The 19,478-nt window shown below is 51.8% G+C and carries 25 protein-coding genes and 1 pseudogene; 8 read left to right on the top strand and 18 right to left on the bottom strand.

The window, feature by feature from the left end:
• Position 1: 1 nt before the first annotated feature.
• The 4 genes from D5067_RS12630 to D5067_RS24215 form a co-directional block, all read right to left on the bottom strand.
• The gene (locus tag D5067_RS12630) at positions 2 to 2,164 is read right to left on the bottom strand and encodes a bifunctional diguanylate cyclase/phosphodiesterase (RefSeq protein WP_119934418.1); all 2,163 of its coding nucleotides are present in this window, start codon (positions 2,162 to 2,164) and stop codon (positions 2 to 4) included.
• Positions 2,165 to 2,247: 83 nt separating this feature from the next.
• On the bottom strand, positions 2,248 to 2,577 hold the full coding sequence (gene mdtI / locus D5067_RS12635) for a multidrug/spermidine efflux SMR transporter subunit MdtI (RefSeq protein WP_010430539.1): 330 nt from the start codon (positions 2,575 to 2,577) through the stop codon (positions 2,248 to 2,250).
• Positions 2,564 to 2,926: a multidrug/spermidine efflux SMR transporter subunit MdtJ gene (gene mdtJ / locus D5067_RS12640; protein ID WP_119934419.1), complete on the bottom strand. Its 363-nt coding sequence runs from the start codon at positions 2,924 to 2,926 to the stop codon at positions 2,564 to 2,566. Before mdtJ ends, mdtI begins: the two co-directional genes overlap by 14 nt.
• Positions 2,927 to 3,043: 117 nt before the next feature.
• Positions 3,044 to 3,214 carry a protein YdgV gene (locus tag D5067_RS24215; RefSeq protein WP_119934420.1) on the bottom strand — a complete coding sequence of 57 codons (171 nt, stop codon included), beginning with the start codon at positions 3,212 to 3,214 and terminating at the stop codon, positions 3,044 to 3,046.
• Between the two features lie 133 nt (positions 3,215 to 3,347).
• On the opposite strand from D5067_RS24215, the gene D5067_RS12645 reads away from it, so the two are divergent.
• Positions 3,348 to 4,382 (top strand): AI-2E family transporter, encoded by a 1,035-nt coding sequence (locus tag D5067_RS12645; RefSeq protein ID WP_119934421.1) that lies wholly within the window; start codon positions 3,348 to 3,350, stop codon positions 4,380 to 4,382.
• Here the strand turns inward: D5067_RS12645 and D5067_RS12650 are convergent.
• The 3 genes from D5067_RS12650 to D5067_RS12660 all read right to left on the bottom strand — a co-directional run bounded on the left by D5067_RS12650 (position 4,379) and on the right by D5067_RS12660 (position 7,328).
• Positions 4,379 to 5,326, bottom strand: coding sequence for a zinc-dependent alcohol dehydrogenase family protein (locus tag D5067_RS12650; RefSeq protein WP_119934422.1), 948 nt, complete (start codon positions 5,324 to 5,326; stop codon positions 4,379 to 4,381). The two genes, D5067_RS12645 and D5067_RS12650, sit on opposite strands and share 4 nt — an antisense overlap.
• Positions 5,323 to 6,345 carry an LLM class flavin-dependent oxidoreductase gene (locus D5067_RS12655; RefSeq protein WP_119934423.1) on the bottom strand — a complete coding sequence of 341 codons (1,023 nt, stop codon included), beginning with the start codon at positions 6,343 to 6,345 and terminating at the stop codon, positions 5,323 to 5,325. The genes D5067_RS12650 and D5067_RS12655 overlap by 4 nt, the downstream gene beginning before the upstream one ends.
• Positions 6,346 to 6,455: 110 nt before the next feature.
• Positions 6,456 to 7,328 carry a LysR substrate-binding domain-containing protein gene (locus D5067_RS12660; RefSeq protein ID WP_119934424.1) on the bottom strand — a complete coding sequence of 291 codons (873 nt, stop codon included), beginning with the start codon at positions 7,326 to 7,328 and terminating at the stop codon, positions 6,456 to 6,458.
• 109 nt (positions 7,329 to 7,437) lie between these two features.
• Between D5067_RS12660 and D5067_RS12665 the strand changes: the two genes are divergently transcribed.
• The 3 genes from D5067_RS12665 to yajD all read left to right on the top strand — a co-directional run bounded on the left by D5067_RS12665 (position 7,438) and on the right by yajD (position 9,380).
• Positions 7,438 to 8,019, top strand: a complete 582-nt coding sequence (locus tag D5067_RS12665) for a nuclear transport factor 2 family protein (RefSeq protein ID WP_119934425.1) — start codon at positions 7,438 to 7,440, stop codon at positions 8,017 to 8,019.
• 43 nt (positions 8,020 to 8,062) lie between these two features.
• Entirely contained in the window at positions 8,063 to 8,956 is an 894-nt protein-coding gene (locus tag D5067_RS12670; RefSeq protein WP_119934426.1) for a PhzF family phenazine biosynthesis protein, read from the top strand.
• Positions 8,957 to 9,032: 76 nt separating this feature from the next.
• Positions 9,033 to 9,380 (top strand): HNH nuclease YajD, encoded by a 348-nt coding sequence (yajD, locus tag D5067_RS12675; protein ID WP_119934427.1) that lies wholly within the window; start codon positions 9,033 to 9,035, stop codon positions 9,378 to 9,380.
• 57 nt (positions 9,381 to 9,437) lie between these two features.
• On the opposite strand, the gene D5067_RS12680 is transcribed toward yajD, so the two are convergent.
• The 11 genes and pseudogenes from D5067_RS12680 to D5067_RS12730 all read right to left on the bottom strand — a co-directional run bounded on the left by D5067_RS12680 (position 9,438) and on the right by D5067_RS12730 (position 16,371).
• Entirely contained in the window at positions 9,438 to 9,746 is a 309-nt protein-coding gene (locus D5067_RS12680) for a monooxygenase (protein WP_119934428.1), read from the bottom strand.
• Complete coding sequence (locus D5067_RS12685; protein WP_119934429.1) at positions 9,731 to 10,087, bottom strand: DUF1294 domain-containing protein; 357 nt, start codon at positions 10,085 to 10,087, stop codon at positions 9,731 to 9,733. Before D5067_RS12685 ends, D5067_RS12680 begins: the two co-directional genes overlap by 16 nt.
• 24 nt (positions 10,088 to 10,111) lie before the next feature.
• A pseudogene (locus tag D5067_RS12690) lies at positions 10,112 to 10,509 on the bottom strand (YybH family protein).
• Between the two features lie 21 nt (positions 10,510 to 10,530).
• Entirely contained in the window at positions 10,531 to 10,770 is a 240-nt protein-coding gene (locus D5067_RS12695) for a DinI family protein (RefSeq protein WP_119934430.1), read from the bottom strand.
• Positions 10,771 to 11,123: 353 nt separating this feature from the next.
• Positions 11,124 to 11,684, bottom strand: coding sequence for a 6-phospho-3-hexuloisomerase (hxlB, locus tag D5067_RS12700; RefSeq protein ID WP_119934431.1), 561 nt, complete (start codon positions 11,682 to 11,684; stop codon positions 11,124 to 11,126).
• A 15-nt stretch (positions 11,685 to 11,699) separates the two neighbouring features.
• The gene (locus tag D5067_RS12705; protein WP_119934432.1) at positions 11,700 to 12,452 is read right to left on the bottom strand and encodes an SDR family NAD(P)-dependent oxidoreductase; all 753 of its coding nucleotides are present in this window, start codon (positions 12,450 to 12,452) and stop codon (positions 11,700 to 11,702) included.
• Positions 12,453 to 12,557: 105 nt separating this feature from the next.
• Positions 12,558 to 13,202, bottom strand: a complete 645-nt coding sequence (gene rpe / locus D5067_RS12710; protein ID WP_119934433.1) for a ribulose-phosphate 3-epimerase — start codon at positions 13,200 to 13,202, stop codon at positions 12,558 to 12,560.
• A gap of 18 nt (positions 13,203 to 13,220) precedes the next feature.
• Positions 13,221 to 14,474 carry a PTS transporter subunit IIC gene (locus tag D5067_RS12715; protein WP_119934434.1) on the bottom strand — a complete coding sequence of 418 codons (1,254 nt, stop codon included), beginning with the start codon at positions 14,472 to 14,474 and terminating at the stop codon, positions 13,221 to 13,223.
• 26 nt (positions 14,475 to 14,500) lie between these two features.
• Positions 14,501 to 14,794: a PTS sugar transporter subunit IIB gene (locus tag D5067_RS12720; RefSeq protein ID WP_119934435.1), complete on the bottom strand. Its 294-nt coding sequence runs from the start codon at positions 14,792 to 14,794 to the stop codon at positions 14,501 to 14,503.
• A 20-nt stretch (positions 14,795 to 14,814) separates the two neighbouring features.
• Positions 14,815 to 15,264 (bottom strand): PTS galactitol transporter subunit IIA, encoded by a 450-nt coding sequence (gene gatA, locus D5067_RS12725; RefSeq protein WP_119934436.1) that lies wholly within the window; start codon positions 15,262 to 15,264, stop codon positions 14,815 to 14,817.
• Positions 15,265 to 15,615: 351 nt separating this feature from the next.
• The gene (locus D5067_RS12730) at positions 15,616 to 16,371 is read right to left on the bottom strand and encodes a DeoR/GlpR family DNA-binding transcription regulator (RefSeq protein WP_119934437.1); all 756 of its coding nucleotides are present in this window, start codon (positions 16,369 to 16,371) and stop codon (positions 15,616 to 15,618) included.
• A 385-nt stretch (positions 16,372 to 16,756) separates the two neighbouring features.
• On the opposite strand from D5067_RS12730, the gene D5067_RS12735 reads away from it, so the two are divergent.
• Genes D5067_RS12735 through D5067_RS12750 form a run of 4 tightly spaced genes read left to right on the top strand, consistent with a single transcriptional unit; the run spans position 16,757 to position 19,439 of the window.
• Entirely contained in the window at positions 16,757 to 17,293 is a 537-nt protein-coding gene (locus D5067_RS12735) for an RpiB/LacA/LacB family sugar-phosphate isomerase (protein ID WP_119934438.1), read from the top strand.
• 3 nt (positions 17,294 to 17,296) lie between these two features.
• Positions 17,297 to 18,667: a PTS galactitol transporter subunit IIC gene (locus D5067_RS12740; protein WP_119934439.1), complete on the top strand. Its 1,371-nt coding sequence runs from the start codon at positions 17,297 to 17,299 to the stop codon at positions 18,665 to 18,667.
• A gap of 21 nt (positions 18,668 to 18,688) precedes the next feature.
• Positions 18,689 to 18,973 carry a PTS sugar transporter subunit IIB gene (locus D5067_RS12745; protein WP_119934440.1) on the top strand — a complete coding sequence of 95 codons (285 nt, stop codon included), beginning with the start codon at positions 18,689 to 18,691 and terminating at the stop codon, positions 18,971 to 18,973.
• Between the two features lie 7 nt (positions 18,974 to 18,980).
• Positions 18,981 to 19,439 carry a PTS sugar transporter subunit IIA gene (locus D5067_RS12750; protein WP_119935433.1) on the top strand — a complete coding sequence of 153 codons (459 nt, stop codon included), beginning with the start codon at positions 18,981 to 18,983 and terminating at the stop codon, positions 19,437 to 19,439.
• Positions 19,440 to 19,478 lie beyond the last annotated feature (39 nt).

The raw sequence follows: 19,478 nt of genomic DNA on the forward strand, positions 1-19,478 counted from the left end.
TTCAGCACTGACGAACCTGACGCAACGCAATAATTGACTCGATAGGCATCGGCTGGCTGAACCAGAACCCCTGTAACTGATCGCAGCCGGCCAGCCGCAGCAGCTTCATCTGTTTCTCGTTTTCTACCCCTTCGGCAACCACCGCCATCCCCAGCGCGTTAGCGATCCGTACCGTTCCACTTACCAGGGCAGCAGCCTGTTCATCGTTATCTACCAGCCCTGCCAGCGATTTATCGATTTTGATGGTGTCAAAATTAAAGCGCCGCAGATAGCCGATACTTGAATACCCGGTGCCAAAATCATCCAGCGCCACCGCGGTCCCCAGCGCTTTGAGGTTGGCTATCGCCGTGCGGGCTCGCTCCGGGTTTTCCAGCACATAGGTCTCGGTTACCTCAAGCTGCAGCCGGTTGGCCGGAAAATGGGTAATCTCCAGAACCTTAGCCACCCTGTCTTCGAATTCTGGATCGCGAAACTGGGCCGGAGAGATGTTAACCGAAAGTTTTAAATCACCGAACGGCTCCAGATCCTGACAGGCCCGGTGCAGGACAAACTGGCCGAGCTTATAGATAAGCCCGCTGGTCTCGGCTATCGAGATAAACGAATCCGGGCCAAGCTCGCCCTCGGGGCGGCGTGGCCAGCGTACCAGCGCCTCAACGCTGGTCATCTTCTGGGTGCGAGCGTCAATTATCGGCTGATACCAGACTTCGAATTCATCGCGCTCCAGCCCGTGACGGATCTGATTCTCAATCGCCAGCTGCCGCTCCCGGACGCTGTTCAGCTCCGCATCATAGTGCGTAATCCGCCCTTTACCGGTGATTTTTGAGTGATACATGGCAATGTCTGCCCGGCGAAACAGCTCGTTACTGGTACATTCGATCAAGGTTCCGCTGGCGATCCCGATGCTGGCGCTGATGTGAATGGTACGCTCGCCCAGGCGAATCGGTGATTTGAGGAAGTCCAGCACCGAACCGGCAAACGCGTCGGCAAGCGCTTCGGCACGATCGCCCCCGATGGTCATTGCGAACTCATCCCCGCCCATGCGCGCCAGCATGCCGCCGGGCGGCACCCGCTCGCTCAGCATTTTCGCCATCACGATAATCAAATCGTCACCGACGCTGTGGCCGTAGATGTCGTTCACATCCTTAAAACCATCCAGATCGATAAACACAACGCTTTTCAGGTCAATGTCACCGCGCAGGCTCACCTGCTCCAGCGCTTCAATTAAGGCGCGTCGGTTCGGCAGATGGCTAAGCCAGTCGGTTCTTGCGACCCGCCGGGCCTGGCTTTCCCCTCTGGCGAGCTTATACAGCCCCACGCTGCTCACCAGAATAAAGAGTAAAATCAGCGCCGCCGCCAGCACCACGATTTGCGTGATGTCTGACGATGCCGCACGCGCGGCCTGGGCCCCAGGAAGGCGCGCCTGCCAGTTAAGGTACCCCAGCAGCTCCCCTGCGGAGCTACGCAGCGGCATCCCCATCGCGCTGATTTTTTCAGCGGTATAGTTGAGGTTATCAATCTGAAACGTCGTGCCCAGGTCAGATAAAATTTTAGGATTCAGATGACGGGTGATCACCAGGTAACGGCGCGTGCCGTCATGAACCTGCAGCCGCCCCATCATCGGGCGTATCAGCCCGATCCCCACAAACGCCACGCCGTACTGCGTCCTGGTGATCCCGGCGTAGATATTTTTGTCGCCGATCAGCGCCCGTTTATTACGCTCAATCAGCGCCTTCAGGCCGTTGCCAAAAAAGTCGAGATTTGTTTCGAGGACGGGTTTACTTTGAAAGGCTCCCCACAGGACGTTGAAATTCTCATCCAGCACAAAGGTGCCGTCATAGAGATTATTGATTTTAAAGCCGGCTCCCCAGGTGTTATACAACCACTCGGTATCAAGCGTGGGGCGATAGACTTCGCGGACCGCATCATCCCAGACGGCGTTATCTATCACCAGAGAGGAGACCCGGTTGACCGAGGTCTGGATGGCACCCTGCACCGACAAAGCGGAGCGATGCTCATCAATTTCATTGGTTTTGGTGCTGATAAGATGAAGGGAGAGATAGAGCAGCGCGACGATGGACACAATCAAGCCGATCCCCGCCATAAAGACCATGACGAACAGCGTTTTGGCGGTGGGAATATTGCGCCAGCTTAATGTGTAGACCATCAGCCATCCTCTTCAGCGTTCTACTTTCTAAGCGTAATACAGGCAGCGAATTTCGCTGCCTGTAAATGCTGGCCGTGCTGAAGTCAGGCGAGTTTTATCATAATCATGCCGGCAAGAAGCAGTACTAATCCTATCCAGCCTTTGTGGTTTAAACGCTGGCCGAACAGGATCCAGCCGGCGGCCAGCGTAGCGGCGATGCCGAAGCCGCCCCACAGCGCATAGGCCACCGAAAGATCGATGCCTTTAACCGCCTGCGACAGGGCGCTGAACGCGCCCAGCACCGCAGCGATGGACATCAGGCCGTAGAACTTACGGCGAAAACCATCGGAGAATTTTAAAAAGACGTTAGCCACAATTTCCAGCACGATGGCCAGCGCCAGCCAGGCCGCGTGGATCCATTCAAACTGCTGCATGGGCCTGCTCCTTCTGCTGTTTCGTCGGTTTGCGTGTACCCGATTTAATCAGCACGATACCCGCCACCAGCGTGGTCAGGCCGGCAATTTTCATTGTGGACAGGGTTTCATCAAATAACATGACGCTGAAAAGCGTAATCAACAAAATACCGATCCCTTCCCACAGGGCATAGGCCACGCCCAGGGCGATTTTTTTTACGGCAAATGAGAGGAAAATATAGGAAAGCGTAATCATCACCAGCATCAAAATAAAACCGGTGTTGCCATCACTGACGCTTGCCCATTTCATCGACAAGGTGCCGGTAATTTCAGCGATAATAGCCAGAGCTAATAAAATCCAGTAAAACATGTTCTTCTCCTGCTTGAGAATATAATCCATCGCGGCTCGCTGCGTGCAGCAAACCCAAAAATACGAAATAAGATCAGACAGCTAAGCGCAAAGCGCTAGCTCAGGCAGAAGACGTGACTACAGCGCGTTGCGCCAGTGTTGCTCACCGGAAAGAAGGCAGAAGGAGGTGGAAAATACAGCGGTGTTGTTTGAAAAATACGTCCTGAACACATTGTCCATAATATTACAATTATCCGCGTTGTTGCTTCTCGTCAGTGCGGATGAAAATTGTCCTCGGTAGTTGAACACGCCTGATTTGTATCATATGCCAGGATTTTACTCAAAGACTTTTCAATTCTTTACCCACTCTGTTTGATTTCGGTTAGTTTATCGGAACGGGTTTCCCATCTATTATAAATAAAAAGATTATTCAGGAACTTCCATGGCCAAACCCATCATTACCCTGAACGGACTGAAGATTGTCATTATGCTTGGCATGTTGGTGATCATTTTGACCGGCGTGCGTTTTGCCGCCGATATCATCGTTCCCTTTATTCTGGCGCTTTTTGTCGCCGTCATCCTTAACCCGCTCGTGCAGCGAATGGTGCGGTGGCGCGTGCCTCGCGTGCTGGCGATCACCTTGCTTATCAGCATTATCATTGTTGCCATGGTGCTGCTGGTGGCCTATCTGGGCACTTCCCTGAACGAACTGGCGCGTACGTTGCCAAAATACCGTTCGTCTCTGGCGATCCCTCTCCTGCAAATTGAGCCCTGGCTGCAGCGCGCGGGCATTGAAGTCTCTGTTGAAGAGTTGCTCAAGTATATCGATCCGAACGCCGCCATGACCATCGTCACCAGCCTGCTGGGCCAGCTCTCCAACGCGATGACGTCCATCTTTCTGCTGTTCTTGACCGTCGTTTTTATGCTGCTTGAAGTGCCACAGCTGCCTGCAAAGCTGCAGCAGATCATGGTGCGTCCGGTCGAAGGCATGGGGGCGATTCAGCGTGCGCTGGACAGCGTCTCGCGCTATCTGGTGCTGAAAACGGCCATCAGCCTGGTAACGGGGCTGGTTGTCTGGGGGATGCTGGTCGCGCTGGACGTACGCTTTGCCTTTGTCTGGGGGTTACTGGCTTTTGCCCTGAACTATATTCCCAATATCGGCTCCGTGCTGGCGGCGATCCCGCCGATTCTCCAGGTTCTGGTTTTCAGCGGCCTGTACGATGCGCTGGTTTTGCTGGCTGGCTATTTGGTCATTAACCTTGTGTTCGGCAACATTCTGGAACCGCGCATGATGGGACGCGGGCTGGGCCTGTCTACGCTTGTCGTCTTCCTCTCCCTGATCTTCTGGGGCTGGCTGCTCGGTCCGGTAGGCATGCTGCTTTCCGTTCCGCTGACCATTATCGTGAAGATTGGCCTGGAGCAAACGGCGGGAGGTCAAAGCATCGCCGTGCTGCTGAGCGATATGGATCACCGCTAGTCCTCCATCGCCAGCACGGGCTTGCCGGTTCTTCCGGCTTCACGATACGCACTCAGCGCCCTCTGCCATTCCGTCAGAGGGTAGAGGGTGACATCGCTGTACCGGCTGGCGCGCAGCCTTGGCCAGAGCCGGACAAACTCAGCCTGCCACGCCTCAGCGCTGAGCGCGTCCAGATAGTTGCGAATGTGAAACCACCGGACGCGCGGCAGCGCCCGCTGCTGGCGGAACGTCTGGCCAGAGAGCAGCCCGTAGCAAACAAACTCGCCCTGCTCCGGCATCACGCGTAGGATCGTCTCCGCGAGTGCGCCGCCGGTGGCGTCGAACACGATATCCGCGCGCGCTGCCGCAGCGTTAACCGCCGCGGTATCCTGCTGCGCAACCGAGATAGTCCCTCGCGCGGCCAGCCTCTCAGCATGAACAGGCGAACGGTGAATCCCATAGACCGCTTTCGCGCCAGCCTGACGCGCCCACTGGCCGAGCAGGATCGCGCAGTCAGACCCTGCGGCCGTCAGCAGTACCGTTTTCCCGTTCGGTGGCGCGTGGTCAAGCATCATCTGCGCCGCGAGCGGATTGATATACGCCCGCGCGGCCAGAAGCGAATCAATATCTTCCGGCACCGGGATCGCGTACTCCGCCGGGCAGTCGACAACCTGCTGCCAGGTGCCCTGCCCGCGTAACGGCAGCACGCGCGTGCCCAGCATCTGCGAGAAGGAGTCAGGGGCTTGCGTCACGACGCCCACGCCTTCATATCCCGCGACGGCGGGTAGCGGCGTCCGGTGGCGATACGCCCCCGTGACGGGGATGAGATCGGATGCATTCACGGGGGAATAAAACATGCGCACGCGCAGATCCCCAGGCTGGCGCAGGGCCGGCGCTGAGGATTCAGCGTGCAAAACGGATTCTGGCTCGCCGAAACGGCGATACCAGAGGGCCAGGTTATTCATCGCCAGCCCATTTCCGGTGCGACATGCTTCAGGATAGACTCGATAACATGCGCGTTATAGTCCACGCCAAGCTGGTTCGGCACGGTCAGCAATAGCGTATCCGCCTCGGCGATAGCCTCGTCCTGCTTCAGCTGTTCGATCAGTTTTTCCGGCTCTGCCGCATAGCTGCGCCCGAAAATAGCCCGGGTTTTCTCATCCAGAAAACCGACGCTGTCGCTGTCGTTCCTGCTTGCACCAAAATACATCCGGTCGCGATCGTCCATCAGGGCGAAAATGCTGCGGCTGACGGAGACGCGCGGCTGGCGGGTATGCCCGGCTTCTGCCCACGCCTGACGATAGGCGCGGATCTGTTTCGCCTGCTGGATATGGAACGGCTCGCCGGTTTCATCATCTTTCAGCGTTGAGCTTTGCAGGTTCATGCCAAGCTTTGCGGCCCACATCGCTGTTGCATTTGAACCCGCCCCCCACCAGATGCGCTCGCGCAAGCCTTCCGAGTGCGGCTCAACGCGTAGCAGCCCCGGCGGATTCGGGAACATCGGCTGAGGGTTAGGCTTCGCAAAGCCTTCTCCGCGCAGCACCTCCAGCAGCACCTCGGTGTGGCGGCGCGCCATATCCGCTTCATTTTCCCCTTCCTGCGGGACATAACCAAAGTGGCGCCAGCCATCAATCACCTGCTCGGGCGAACCGCGGCTGATGCCCAGCTGCAAGCGCCCGCCGGAGATCAAATCCGCCGCACCGGCATCTTCCACCATATACATTGGGTTTTCATAGCGCATGTCGATCACGCCGGTGCCGATCTCAATACGGCTGGTTTTCGCCCCTATCGCTGCCAGCAGCGGGAACGGCGAACTGAGCTGACGGGCGAAATGGTGCACGCGGAAATAGGCGCCGTCCGCGCCCAGCTCTTCGGCGGCGACAGCCAGATCGATGGACTGCAGCAGAGTGTCAGCGGCCGAACGGGTTCCTGACTGGGGTGACGGCGTCCAGTGGCCAAATGACAAAAATCCGATCTTTTTCATAATGCGGTATCCTGGTCTACTTCGGGTTTATTCCACTGTACGCATTACCGGATGAGAATAAATGCCCTTTATTTCACTGAATTCTTCAAATAAATTGATTGACTACAGGTTTACGTTACCCGCGAAAGATACGCTTTCACCGCTGCATTCGTCTCCTGCGCCCGGCTGATAAGCACAAGATTGGCGCTCAAATCAGGCGCGTTCAACGGACGGTAAACCAGGCCAGGGATCTGTACCTGCCGCAACGGCGCCGGGATCAGCGCCAGCCCCAATCCCGTGGCCGCCATGGCGAGAATGCTCAGCGTGCTGCCTGAACGGTACGCAACGTGGCACCGTTCCCCCAGCCTTTGGGTGAGCAGGATAAACAGGTGTTCATGGGCGTCGTGCGCGTCGTAAAGAATAAGCGGTTGCCCGGCAAGCATCTCGATCGTCAACGCGCCCTGCTCAGTGAAGGGGTGATCGTCCGCCATGGCGACGAGCATGTCCCAGTCGCCGATGCGCCTGACGGCCATCTCCGGGGAGTCCAGGTTGCTGTTTGCCGGGGTATAGCCGATGTCCAGATGCCCGGCAAGGATCGCCGCAACCTGCTCCTGCGGTCCTACCTCCTGAATCATCAGCTCCGCATCAGGGAAGGCATAATGAAAACGCCTGAGGTCGGCTATCAGCCTACCGCTAAAAATGGCATTTCCGGCAAAACCTACCCGCACGCGCCCCGTTTCACCGCGGATGGCGCGCTCAACGGTTAGCCTGGCATGATCCGCCTGCTCCAGCGTTCGCCGCGCTTCCGTCTGAAAAAGCAATCCGGCCTCCGTCAGTTCGACCCGACGGCTGGTACGCACAAAAAGCGCCCCGCCCAGCTCCGCCTCCAGCGATTTGATCTGCATACTCAGCGCCGGCTGCACGATATTCAGCTTTTCAGCCGCACGCCCAAAATGGCCCTCTTCGGCCACGGCCAGAAAGTAACGCAGGTGGCGTAGTTCCATCTCCAACCTCATCAATAACTAAAAATGATTGATCAGTAATATCTATATATTTCATTTTAGCTTTTTTTCGCGCCAAACTGCATCCCATCACACAACCGGAGAAAGCAAAATGCATAGCCAACAAAATGACAGACAACAACTCGCCGATCTGATGACGGGCTGGATCCACCGCGATCTGAGCGAGTGGCAGCAGCTTCGCGAACTCTTCCACCCCGATGGCACGATTGAAATCACCTGGTTTGAGGGGCTGGCGAGCGAGTTTGTCGAAGGCTCAATGCGTATGGGGGCCTCTGATTTACGTACCAAGCACGTTATCGCCTCACCGGTGGTGACCTTCGATGCCAGTGGCACTAAGGCGATCCTTGAGACCAACGCCATCATCATCGCGGAGAACGTTAAGCTGAATATCGGCTGCGAATGCCACAACCGTTTTTATGATCTGGCAGAAAAACGAGACGGCGTCTGGAGGCTGTTCCATCGCCAGAGCATTTATGACATGGGTACATTCACTTTCCCGACCGGGCCCGTCGAGGTAGACCAGAGTATCGTGGCAAAATATCCGCGCGAGTACGCTGCGCTGGCCTATCTGCTGGAGCAAAGCGGGTTTCCCCTGGGCCGCGTATTTGCCACGCGCGGCAGCGAGCTGGAAGCGAAGATGAAAGATGAGGCCCAACGCTGGTTATCTGCCTGATTTAGCGGTATTACTGTTCTCCCCGCCTTTATCAGGACAGAGAATGAAAAGACGCTACGTCGTTGCAGATGTTTTTACGGATACCCCGTTCCTCGGTAACCCGGTCGCCGTTGTCATCGATGCTGAAGGTATGAGCACAGAACAGATGCAGCGGGTTGCCGTTGAATTTGGCTACAGCGAAACGACGTTCGTGCTGCCGCCTGAAAATGCCGCCAATACGGCGCGCGTGCGGATTTTCACCCCCTCGCGTGAAATCCCTTTTGCGGGACATCCTAACGTCGGCACTGCTTACGTGCTGGCGCAGAACGCCATAATGAACGGGCAAGCGTTGCCCGACGCGCTGCATTTTGAGGAGATCGCGGGTCTGGTACCGGTGCGTCTTTTACAAGCGAACGGCACGGTGACGGGGGCGGAATTGACGGTGCCAGAGGCTCTCTCCCGCCGCTCTGAAGTGAGCCCGGCAAACGTTGCCGCCTGCCTGTCGCTGAGCGCAGACGATATCCGCACGGAAGTACACATGCCCGTCGTCGCCTCGGTGGGCCTGCCCTTCCTGATCGTGGAGCTGGGTTCCCGCGACGCGCTTCGTCGATGCGTGCCGAATTTACAGGGCTTTCGCGCGACTCTGCCGCTTGATGGCGCGGTATCCGTCTATGCGTATACCACCGATACGGGTGAAGATGCCTCCTGCGATCTGCAGGCGCGCATGTTTACTCCCCGTATGACGGAGGATCCAGCAACAGGCAGTGCGACCGCGGCAGCCACGGCGCTGCTGGCATTACATCGGGATAAACCATCCCTCTCGCTGAAGGTCAGCCAGGGCGTTGATATGGGTCGAGCAAGCGTCCTGTTATCGCACTACGATGCAACGTCAGGAGAGGCGGTAGTTCGCGTCGGCGGGCAGTGTACGATTACGCTGGAAGGGACATTTACGCTCTGACGTCGAGACGGGTTACCCCCTCTATTCCCTTATGCGATATATTGGAACGATATTTTTATGACAGGTAATATCGACAATGGCTCTGATCCCTAAAAACTACGCGCGGCTGGAAAGCGGCTACCGTGAAAAAGCTCTGAAAATCTACCCATGGGTATGCGGCCGCTGCTCTCGGGAGTTTGTCTATTCCAACCTTCGTGAGCTCACGGTCCACCATATCGACCACGATCACACCAACAATCCGGAAGATGGCAGTAACTGGGAGCTGTTGTGCCTGTTTTGCCACGACCACGAGCACTCAAAGTACACCGAAGCGGACCAGTACGGCACCACGGTTGTTGCAGGGGAAGACGCGCAGAAAGATGTGGGCGTAGCCACGTTTAACCCGTTTGCCGACCTGAAGTCGATGATGAATAAGAAGAAGTAGCATTCGCTCTGCCATCACTGCCCACCCCATCGGTACGGGCGGTGATGGGGGAATCGATTAACTCAGCGTGCCGTGGTTAAGCGTCGTCAGCGGTTCGTTAACGCCAAATACCTTATACACTACCTCGTCTACGCCCAGCTGCTTAAGGCGGGCCGTGTGCTTTTTGACATACGCGAGCGCGGTATCTTCATCCTGGAACAGGTAAATCCCGCCCGCTTCCTGCCCGGCTTCGTTTTCCGTCCAGACTTTCCAGATAAAGCCCGGCTCATGGTTAATTGACTCCGCCAGGCCCACCAGCTGACGCGACATTTCGTCACCAAACGGGCCCTGAAAATCAAAGTGTAACTGCACTAACGTTTTAGCCATACGTCCTCCATGGGTAACAGCATATAAATCCCGACCATCATAGCGATACTGACGATAACACTGAAGACGAACCGGGTTTTAAACGGCTGCTTTTGCGTTTTGTGGCGGAACAGCTGTTGGCCCAGAATCGCGCCGGGCCAGCCCCCGACCACCCCAAACACCAGCAGGGTGGCTTCCGGCACTCTGCGCCAGGCCTTGCGCGCCGCCATTTTGTCCATGCCGTATATCACCAGCGTCAGAACGTTGGCGAGCAAAAGCCACGCGGCTACGGGATGCGGTGAAAAAAAACTGCCGACGGCCGTTACGGCCAGTAACAGATAACAAAAGCGATTGAGATTCATATGATTAGCTGCGAGTCGTAAACGCTACTCCGTATCCAGAAGCGACGTGCCATAAGAGTTGTCGATGGTACAGAGCCAGCGGTCGTCGCTTTCCTGGCGAAACACGTATGTTGCGCGGCGCGTTGTTCGAAGGGTTCCGTTTTGACCATCCGGGAAACTCAGCACGGTTTCCATGATAACGAGCGCATTACCGCCCCCTCTATCACCTGCATCTCCCCTTGCTCCACGATAAGCCGATCCTGAAAATAGTCCGATATAGCCATAAACGCTTTGCGGATATTCTCTTTCCCTTTCACTATCATGCCGGGTTTTACCACCAGCGCCGCATCTTCAGAATAGTACGCCATAAGCGCGTCATAGTTTTTCGTCGATATGGCTGTATCGCAGGCTTCTATTATCTGGCGTAATGGATGTGAGTGCATGAACGTTTCCTCTTCAGGCGCTTAGTCTGCCACCAGCCACATCTCGGCCTCTTCAAACATCTCTTCTAACATGCGGTTCAGCTTTTCACGATCGCTTTTACTCGCATCGCTGTTCAAGCCGTTCGCCTGCATCGGCTTCACCTTCACCTCTGCATCCGGAAAAATGCGGTGGACTCGCCGGGTTAGCTCGTCCAGGATGATCTCTCTGGCACCGGCCAGTCCCTCAACATTTCGTTTGTCGTAAACCAGTTCGACGAACATACAAGCTCTCCATGAATACTGTTTTAATATACAGCATTTTTCACTATGGGGAGTATGTCTGTCAAGGCAGTCTGCCAGACGCCGCTGAGGCTGATAGTTGCTGCGCTTTTAGAGTAGCGATTATAGGTGCAATTCAGCGTCATACCGCCGCCAGAAAAGCGCTATATGCTGCAGCTTCGCGCAATGCCTGGCTTCCGGACGCGCCGATGTTGAGAAATATTCAGGATTTCGCAAAATCATGAAACGCTTCCATACATGGTTAATACCTGTAGAGAGTCATTCTTTATTCACATGCAGACGAAACCCACGCCTTTAGCCCAATAAAACGTCCCCAAAGGGACGTTTTATTGGGCTCACTCAAGATTTGCATGTCGCTGGAACATTGTGTCACTTGTTTCACCAAGACGGGACATCAGCTCAAGCACGATTGCATCATAGGTTATAAAGCACAGCTGCTCAAAAGCGGAACCCATTGGTTGAGAAAAAGAGCCCTCTTCACGGCCATTATCTTCTTTCACCGTGCCAGGCAGTACAAGAATGCTGCTGGCCAGTTTGCCGATTGTTGATTCCGCTTTCATCGTGACGAGCGCTACATTTACCCCGCAGGAATCGGCCTTCTTCGCCAGACTAACAAGACTACCCGTCTCTCCGCTTCCGGAACCGATGATCACCAGATCCCCATCCTGGGTATGAGGCGTGGAAATATCGCCTATGACGCTGACTGAAAACCCAAGATGTAGCAGTCTGTTTGCAAACGCGCGGATTGCAATACCGCTTCGTCCCGCACCCTGCAGAAAAATATGTCTGGCGTTTTTAATCTGAGCAATAAACTGCTCTGCCTGAACGTCGTCAATTTTTAAAGCATTTTGCTGAAGTTCGCCCAAAATAGTAAACGTGTTCTGTTGAACGCTCATATGTTCTTCCTTCTGTTATGCAATGGTACGGCCGCCATCCATCAAAATTGTCTGACCCTGAATGTAGGAGTTGTCTTTATCAGCCAGGAAAATCGCAAGATTGGCAACGTCATCAATGGTACCAAGGCGACGAACCGGGATTTTTTGCAGTACAGCATCAAGGTCCGCCTGGGTTGGGTAGTTAACGCGCATCATTTCGCCGGTATCAATGAGCCGAGGTGCGATAGCGTTAACATTTACCCCTTTTGGCCCCAGCTCCTTGGCGAGACCGCGAATCAACCCTTCACCGCCAGCTTTACTTGCCGGGTAACTCACCCCGCCACCGGTACCAGACAGTGCAGAACCTGAAGAGATATAAACGATAGAACCGCTGTTCGTGGTGAAATCGTTGTAGAACGCCTTCACGGTATTAAACAGACCGGTCAGGTTGATAGCGATCGTTTTATTCCATTCTTCAAAGGTAATATCACTTACCTTGTTCGCAAACGCCACGCCAGCATTAAGAACTAAAATGTCGATACGGCCAAAAGTCTCAAAAACTTTTTCTCGCACATTATTCAAAGCCTGTGGGTCGGATACATCTGTTTTGATAAATAAGGAACTCACATTATCAAACGTCAGTTCAGCGGCCGTTTTCTTTCCGTTCTCTTCGTTGTAATCAACGATGACAGTATGCGCACCGCGTTCTGCAAATTGCCTGGCAATACCTTTCCCAATGCCGTGCGCTCCGCCTGTTATTAATGCGACTTTACCTTCGAAATTACTCATTCCCATCTACTCCTAACGTTTTTTAACAACGGGGAGGCTTACCTCCCCATGTAGGTAATTAACTGGTTATTACATAAATTTGGCAGACGTTCAGATTGCTATCGTTTACTGAATTGATGCTCTTAATGATTCATAACTTTCTTTTGGATTGCTATTGAATAATGCACCACCCACGACGATCAAATCGGCACCGGCTTCTTTAACCTTTTTCGCAATTTCAGCGTTAACGCCACCATCGACTTCAATCTTAATGTTGCGCCCTGCAATTAATTTTTTAGTGTTTCTTATTTTCTCCAGACTTTTCTCAATAAATGTCTGACCTGGCTGACCGGGGTTTATGGTCATAATAAGAATATAATCGATATCATCCAGGAGGTATTCGATTACGCTGTCAGGAGTGGCTGGGTTTAATACTATACCGGCCTTACGCCCTGCCTTCTTAATTTTCTGAAGAATAAAATGCACATGAGGGGTGGATTCATAGTGCACTGAAATCATTTCGGCTCCAGTATTGATGACATCATCTATATGTCGTTCTGGATTTGCCAGCATCATATGAACATCGAACATCATGGAACTTGCCTTTTTCATTGCGGCAATCTGGTTCGGGCCAAAAGCGATATTACTGACGTAAGTTCCATCCATTAAATCCACATGCAGGATCTCAGTTTTCTCCGCCTCAAGAAACTGGATTTCGTCCTGCAAGCGTAATAGGTTTGCACCAAAGATTGATGGTAATATTTGTGCCATTGTACTTAACCCCATGAATTAGTGAGTAATCGTGCTCAACCAGTAGGTCAGAATCTCCCAAGGGCCGGTTAATACGAAGTCCGTTCCCTGTCCATTCAGACCAACGCCAGCACCATTAAGGAACTGTGTCGCTCCCGGCGCTACATATCCACCAAGGTACATAACCACTACACAGAAAAGTAAGGTGGAGATAATTGAGCGGATGACGTTCCCATTGCTAACCATAACTGTCATGGTTGTCATGTAAATAATCGACATTAAAACGCCGATTGGGAAAATCTGAATACCCGGCAATACCAGCGCACAAAGCATAGTGAGCGGGATAGTAATAACGGTGACCGTTACTGTTGCCGGATCGCCCAGCGCAAGGGCGCAGTCCATACCGATATTAAGCTGAGCATCTTTGCCCATCTGCTTTTGCATAATTTCTTTCGCGCTCTTGCCAATCGGGTTAAGCCCTTCCATCAGTACGCCAACCACCTTTGGCAGCAATACCATAACACCCGCCACCCCCATTGCCATCGGCACAATAGTTGTAATCGGCTGCCTGGTTAATAAGCCCAGAAGGCAACCGACAATGACACCAATAATTGCAGGCTCACCGAATACACCCAGGCGTTTCTGGACACTTTCTAGATCCATATCCAGCTTGTTCAGGCCTGGAATGTAATCAATGATTTTATTGACCACCCAGGCGAAAGGCAGCGTCCAGCCAATATGAATCATCGTGGTGCATGTCGTCCCTTCCAGCCCGTAGTATTTCTGCCATCGTGGCGCGATCAGGTCACCCACGAACAATGCGACAACGCTCAACGCTACGGCAACTCCCAGCCCCAGGAAGAAGCTGTCAAAAACAAAATATGCCAGCGCTCCGGGAACCAGGAAGTGCATGTAGTTCCAGATATCGACGTTCAGCGTTTTGGTCAGCTTAAGACGAACCAGTATCAGGTTAAGGATAATACCGAGAGGAATAACCATTGCGGCAAAAGGAGCGACCCATGCGGCTGCGCCTACTGCAGGCCATCCAATATCGGCCACGGTGAAGCCGCTCCCGACTTTAGAATAATACTCAATTGCCGGATGTAATGAGGTATTCAAAAGACCAACCACCAGCCCAAGACCGATGAAACCAATACCAACGGTGATACCAGATTTTATGGCAGCACCGACTCGCATACGAAAAACCAAACCTAAAAGGAAAATAACAAGCGGCAATATTGCTGTGGCGCCCATGCTTGTAATGGTAAACATGATGCTTTTTAACATTTCCATTTAACCATCCCCGTTTTTACCAGATTTTAGTTTCTGGCGATCTCAGTTAATAATGCACCTAATTTCTGACGGAGCGCCGCTTCGTTAATTCCGGTAATGAATCCGGCAACACTCATATGTGGCTTACCAATATCACCTTTATAGTTATTGGTCGTTAGCACAACATCTGCACTTTGCATTTCTGAAGATAACTCAGACATACTGCATTTGTTGATTTTAAAGTTTGCGATACCATATTCTGCACAAACTGATTTAACTTCATCAGCGGCTAATGTTGATGTGGCAACGCCGCTGCCGCAGGCTACGAGGATAGTAATCATAATAATACTCCGGGTATTTGTTATTTAATTATGGTGTTGATGAACATTGCTTTAGCTTCTTCCGTTTTAAGTGAAAGTAGCTTCTCGTAAAAATCAACCGTCTGGAGATGGTTAAAAAGAGCTTTCAGCAACTGCAGCTGATCGCCTGGGTCAGTGACGACTAAGTTAATGACCAGATTGACCCACAGCTTTCCATCTCCATCAGCTTCCTTAACTTCAATAGCTTCCGGTAGTCGGATTATATAGACGGCAGGGCTTATTGCGTGCTGGCTGTCACAATGCGGAATCGCAACAGAATAGCCGTCAAGCTGGATGCCGGTTGGATAATCAGCTTCACGCTCACGAAGCGCTTCAAGATAGGTGTCCTTAACGATTCCTGCGGCAGTCTGCGCTGCATGAATATGCTGCAGGACTTCATCGTAATCTTTATATGCGGCACCGTCCGCAACATTCACTGTAATCTTACCCACCTCTTCCTCCCATCACTCCACATGCAATGCTCATGTGAGCTTTTGATTTATCATATGAGCATTTATAGCACATCGCTTATGGGGCGAGCGGAACAGGTTTCAAAAGAGAGAAGCCGATCACAATAAATCACACAAGGGCATTATAATTTATGCTCATATGAGCATCAGCGCAGTTTTAAATAAATAACATTAAAATTAATGCATTGATTTAACTAAGATTTTACGACGCAGGTGACATTAGGGGAGTTAACGACATACTCGATGACGGGTCGCTCTTATGAGCAATGATGTGATGACGTGATGATGAGTAAGCGTTGACGGCGGCGTGACTCGCCGCCTAAGAACGTAATTTCAGCACGTTATGACCGTAGTGAACGTTGATACTTCTGCAATACCCTCTTTATCAGCAATTTCATTGGTAATAAGCGCAGTGATTTCCGACCAGTCGCAAATCTTAAACAGGCTGCTCCGCTGAAATTTGGTATAGTCGCCTAGTATGTATTTTTTCTCGGAGCGGGCAATGATTGTCCGATCCAGGAATGCATCTGAGGATGAAGGCGTTGACGGCCCCCCCATTTTGCTGAAGCCGTCTGTACCGATGAAGCATAAATCGACGCTGATATCATTGATCATCGAAACAGCCCATCCGCCAAACACAGAGGAACTTTTTTTCCTCAACTCACCGCCAAAGAGAAAGACCTGATTGTCAGACTCAATGAGAACGCTGGCCACGGGTAATGAGTCCGTGAAGATTTTGAAGCCAGATTTCATGCACAATAAATTGGCCAGTTCGTAATTGGAACTACCGGTACCAATTATCATCGAACTGTTTGGCGGGATATACTCAAGGGCTTTCCTGGCTATAGCCTGTTTGAATGAACTATTCTCTTTTTCCCTGACCTGGAAGGTATGTTCAATCGCACCTTGTCTGAGCGTCGCTCCGCCATGGCTTTTGACCAGCAGTCCTTTCTTCTCAAGATTTGTCAGATCTTTTCTTATCGTTTCATAGGTAACTTCGTACTTTTTCGCCAGGTCGCTGACATACACGGTACCTGCCGAGATAATCTCTTCAAGGATCAGTTTTCTCCTTTCTTCAACCAGGTACATCCTTCCTCCGGCACAGTTAAGCGAGTGATTTGCTTGAGAGCATAGCACAGAAGATGCCAACAAAAGCAAACAACGGCCAACGCCAGGGCCCTATATTCGGGAAAAGTCTGTAACACCACCACATCACAACCAAAAGCCCAATAAATAGCAACCTATTGATTTAAATGTATTTTTAATTTGAGATCTTGTCATTCTGTTACGAGAACTCTCGTATTTTTAGCGACCCCGCCTCATCCTGATATTCCCCCTCTTAGTTATTATTTGTTTTTATTGGTTTTTAATATCTTAAATATCAATTAGTTATGATTTTTGTGACATTGATCTCAGTTGACAACCAACATTTACCAACATCATACTTGGCTTAAGTTACTAATGGGGTGGTTAAATGAAAACGAAAATTGCTATAGCGTGCGACGATGTGGGGTTTGCTCGAAAGGAGGAGATCAAAAAATATCTCGTAGAAGAAAAAAATGCAGAGGTTGTTTACGATCCGGTTAAGACCAAAGAAGACGGAGCCAATAACTTCGCCCGTCTGGCTGATGAAATGGCCTGCGTTATCCAGCGTGACGAATGCCGCTTAGGTATTTATATCTGCGGGACCGGCATCGGGTTCACCTGTCAGGTGAATAAGCACTGGGGTATCCGTGCTGTTGCTGTCACGAACCCATACTCAGCAAAACGTGCTCGTTTGAGTAACAATGCGCAGATTATTGGTCTTGGTTGCCGGGTTAACGATCTTGAGTACACCAAAATGATCGTAGACGGGTGGTATGACAATCCTTTCGACTTTGCCACAGCAAGAGAGAATTCCAAAAAGAACCTTCTGGAAGCTGAACGCAGCGACAATGCGTTACTGACAAAACCGGATAACGTTCGCTGGAATATGGGTTTCAGACCAGATGATGAGCGCTCTGAGGGCTAAAAAATGGAACTTATCACACAGTTTATCAACGACCTGGGTAACTTTATTTTTATACCCATCATTTTCCTTATTCTGATGAAGCTTTTGGGCCGTCCGCTGTCCGAATGTATTTCATCAGCCATTAAAGTTGGAATTGGCTTTATTGCATTAACCATGACCATCATGTTAATGCTGGAAAAAATGCAGCCTGCGGTCACCGGTCTTGCTGAAGCCACTGGGTCATCTCTTAGTGCCATTGACGTGGGGGGTGCGGCAACAGCCGTCATGGGCTTCGGCTCAAGCATGGGAGCCATTATTATCCCACTTTGCGTAGCGGTGAACATTGCTATGCTGGTCGCACGTTTGACGGACTGCGTTAACGTTGACGTATTTAACCTGCACCAGAATGCCTCAATGGGGGCCATTGTCGGAGCTTATTCCGGTAGTTTCCTGTACGGCGTTTTGACTGCTGCACTGTTCCACGTCTGGGCCCTGATTGCCGCAGACCTGGGCGCGAAAAAGAACGAGCAGTTCTTCAATCTTCCTAAAGGCGTAGCTATTTCGCACCCCGTCGCGAATACCTATCTGCTTTTCGCTTATCCGTTCAACTGGGTATACGATCGTATCCCAGGTTTCCGTAACCTCAACGTAACCGCTGAAAGTATTCAAAAACGCTTCGGTATTCTCGGCGACCCAACGATGGTCGGGTTTATCATCGGCATCCTGCTGGGCTTCTGCGGTTATGGCTGGGAATCACCGTACCATACCATTATTGCCAGCCTTCAGCTGGGGATGTATCTTGCAGCCGTTATGCTTCTGCTCCCACGGATGACCTCCATTATGATGGAAGGCCTGGTTCCATTATCTAACGTTGCTCGTAAGAAGCTGGTAAAACGCTTCCCGGATCGCGAAATCACCGTCGGTATGGATACGGCATTGATTGTTGGTCATCCATCGGTCATCGCTCCTGCACTCCTTCTGATCCCCGTGATTGTTATCCTTGCAGTCGTTTTGCCGGGTAACCGCGTGATGCCACTGGGTGACCTGTCACAGTTCGTGTTCTTTATTGCGTGCATGGTGCCCGTGTTCAACGGCAACATAATCCGTACCTGGGTCACGTCAATCATCCTGTTCGGCGGCGGTCTTTACATCGCATCCTGGATGGCTCCGGCTACCAACGAAGTGTTCCAGAAGTTTGGTACCAATCCTGATGCAAGCGTGATGTATTCATCCCTTAATCCATCAGCTAACCCCTTCACCGGCCTCTTTGCTGCACTCAGCCATGTGGGCATTGTAGGTTATGTTCTTGCTGCTGTTCTGCTGCTATCAGTGGGATACCTGCTTAAACAAAAATCACGCCGTCAGTTACAGACTGAAGCAGAAAAAACGGCTTAAACCCTTTAGAAGGAATTGAAAATGAAAAAGATCTTAGTCGTATGCGGTAACGGTATTGCATCCTCCTCCATCATGGTTTCTGTCCTTCAGGACTTCCTGAAAGAACAGAAAATTGACGCTCAGGTTGATAAATCGTCGCTGATGGCGTGTACCACCGACACCTTTAACGGGTATGACCTGGTTGTCTCTTCCACCAAGCTGGACAACCCGGGCATCACGACTCGCGTCATTGTTGGCGCAGGCCTGTTAACGGGTCTGGGTGAAGACGAAATCTTTGATGCTGTTAAAGAAGAAATGTTGAAGTAGGTGAATGATGAAACTCGAAATTTTGGTCAACGACGTTGAAGGTACTATCACTGACTGGCAGGCCGCTATCGAGTTTGCCGGCCAGAAACTGCTGGATAAAGACTACATCACGCCTGAGTACATCCGTGCTTGTCTGGTTCGTGAAAAAACCTATCCAACTGGTTTAATGATGGCGAATGGCCAGGGGATTGCTATCCCACATGCTGATTACACCCTGGTGAAGACCAACAGCATTAGCATTGTTCGTTTTGACCAAGGCGTGGAGTTTGGGCAGATGGAAGACGCTGACCTGACTGTTGAATGCAGCATCATGTTCAACCTCGCTTTCGCCACCAGCGATCAGCATATGTCTGTACTACGTCGCCTTTTCACCCTTTTCCAGGATCTCTCTTTCATTGAGTCGTGCCGTAATCTTAAAACGCACGAAGTCGGCAAGTACGTCGAAGAGATGCTCTCCGCATCCTGATCAATCAAAGGCAGATACGCAAGTATCTGCCTTTTTTCC

Origin of the sequence: Enterobacter huaxiensis (genome assembly GCF_003594935.2) — a bacterium.
GTDB lineage: Bacteria > Pseudomonadota > Gammaproteobacteria > Enterobacterales > Enterobacteriaceae > Enterobacter > Enterobacter huaxiensis.

Bases quoted from the DNA above. Each gene is read 5' to 3' on its own strand.
- D5067_RS12630 (WP_119934418.1), bottom strand. From the start codon at position 2,164: ATGGTCTACACATTAAGCTGGCGCAATATTCCCACCGCCAAAACGCTG.
- mdtI (WP_010430539.1), bottom strand. From the start codon at position 2,577: ATGCAGCAGTTTGAATGGATCCACGCGGCCTGGCTGGCGCTGGCCATC.
- mdtJ (WP_119934419.1), bottom strand. From the start codon at position 2,926: ATGTTTTACTGGATTTTATTAGCTCTGGCTATTATCGCTGAAATTACC.
- D5067_RS12645 (WP_119934421.1), top strand. From the start codon at position 3,348: ATGGCCAAACCCATCATTACCCTGAACGGACTGAAGATTGTCATTATG.
- D5067_RS12650 (WP_119934422.1), bottom strand. From the start codon at position 5,326: ATGAATAACCTGGCCCTCTGGTATCGCCGTTTCGGCGAGCCAGAATCC.
- D5067_RS12655 (WP_119934423.1), bottom strand. From the start codon at position 6,345: ATGAAAAAGATCGGATTTTTGTCATTTGGCCACTGGACGCCGTCACCC.
- D5067_RS12660 (WP_119934424.1), bottom strand. From the start codon at position 7,328: ATGGAACTACGCCACCTGCGTTACTTTCTGGCCGTGGCCGAAGAGGGC.
- D5067_RS12665 (WP_119934425.1), top strand. From the start codon at position 7,438: ATGCATAGCCAACAAAATGACAGACAACAACTCGCCGATCTGATGACG.
- D5067_RS12670 (WP_119934426.1), top strand. From the start codon at position 8,063: ATGAAAAGACGCTACGTCGTTGCAGATGTTTTTACGGATACCCCGTTC.
- yajD (WP_119934427.1), top strand. From the start codon at position 9,033: ATGGCTCTGATCCCTAAAAACTACGCGCGGCTGGAAAGCGGCTACCGT.
- D5067_RS12680 (WP_119934428.1), bottom strand. From the start codon at position 9,746: ATGGCTAAAACGTTAGTGCAGTTACACTTTGATTTTCAGGGCCCGTTT.
- D5067_RS12685 (WP_119934429.1), bottom strand. From the start codon at position 10,087: ATGAATCTCAATCGCTTTTGTTATCTGTTACTGGCCGTAACGGCCGTC.
- D5067_RS12695 (WP_119934430.1), bottom strand. From the start codon at position 10,770: ATGTTCGTCGAACTGGTTTACGACAAACGAAATGTTGAGGGACTGGCC.
- hxlB (WP_119934431.1), bottom strand. From the start codon at position 11,684: ATGAGCGTTCAACAGAACACGTTTACTATTTTGGGCGAACTTCAGCAA.
- D5067_RS12705 (WP_119934432.1), bottom strand. From the start codon at position 12,452: ATGAGTAATTTCGAAGGTAAAGTCGCATTAATAACAGGCGGAGCGCAC.
- rpe (WP_119934433.1), bottom strand. From the start codon at position 13,202: ATGGCACAAATATTACCATCAATCTTTGGTGCAAACCTATTACGCTTG.
- D5067_RS12715 (WP_119934434.1), bottom strand. From the start codon at position 14,474: ATGGAAATGTTAAAAAGCATCATGTTTACCATTACAAGCATGGGCGCC.
- D5067_RS12720 (WP_119934435.1), bottom strand. From the start codon at position 14,794: ATGATTACTATCCTCGTAGCCTGCGGCAGCGGCGTTGCCACATCAACA.
- D5067_RS12730 (WP_119934437.1), bottom strand. From the start codon at position 16,371: ATGTACCTGGTTGAAGAAAGGAGAAAACTGATCCTTGAAGAGATTATC.
- D5067_RS12735 (WP_119934438.1), top strand. From the start codon at position 16,757: ATGAAAACGAAAATTGCTATAGCGTGCGACGATGTGGGGTTTGCTCGA.
- D5067_RS12740 (WP_119934439.1), top strand. From the start codon at position 17,297: ATGGAACTTATCACACAGTTTATCAACGACCTGGGTAACTTTATTTTT.
- D5067_RS12745 (WP_119934440.1), top strand. From the start codon at position 18,689: ATGAAAAAGATCTTAGTCGTATGCGGTAACGGTATTGCATCCTCCTCC.
- D5067_RS12750 (WP_119935433.1), top strand. From the start codon at position 18,981: ATGAAACTCGAAATTTTGGTCAACGACGTTGAAGGTACTATCACTGAC.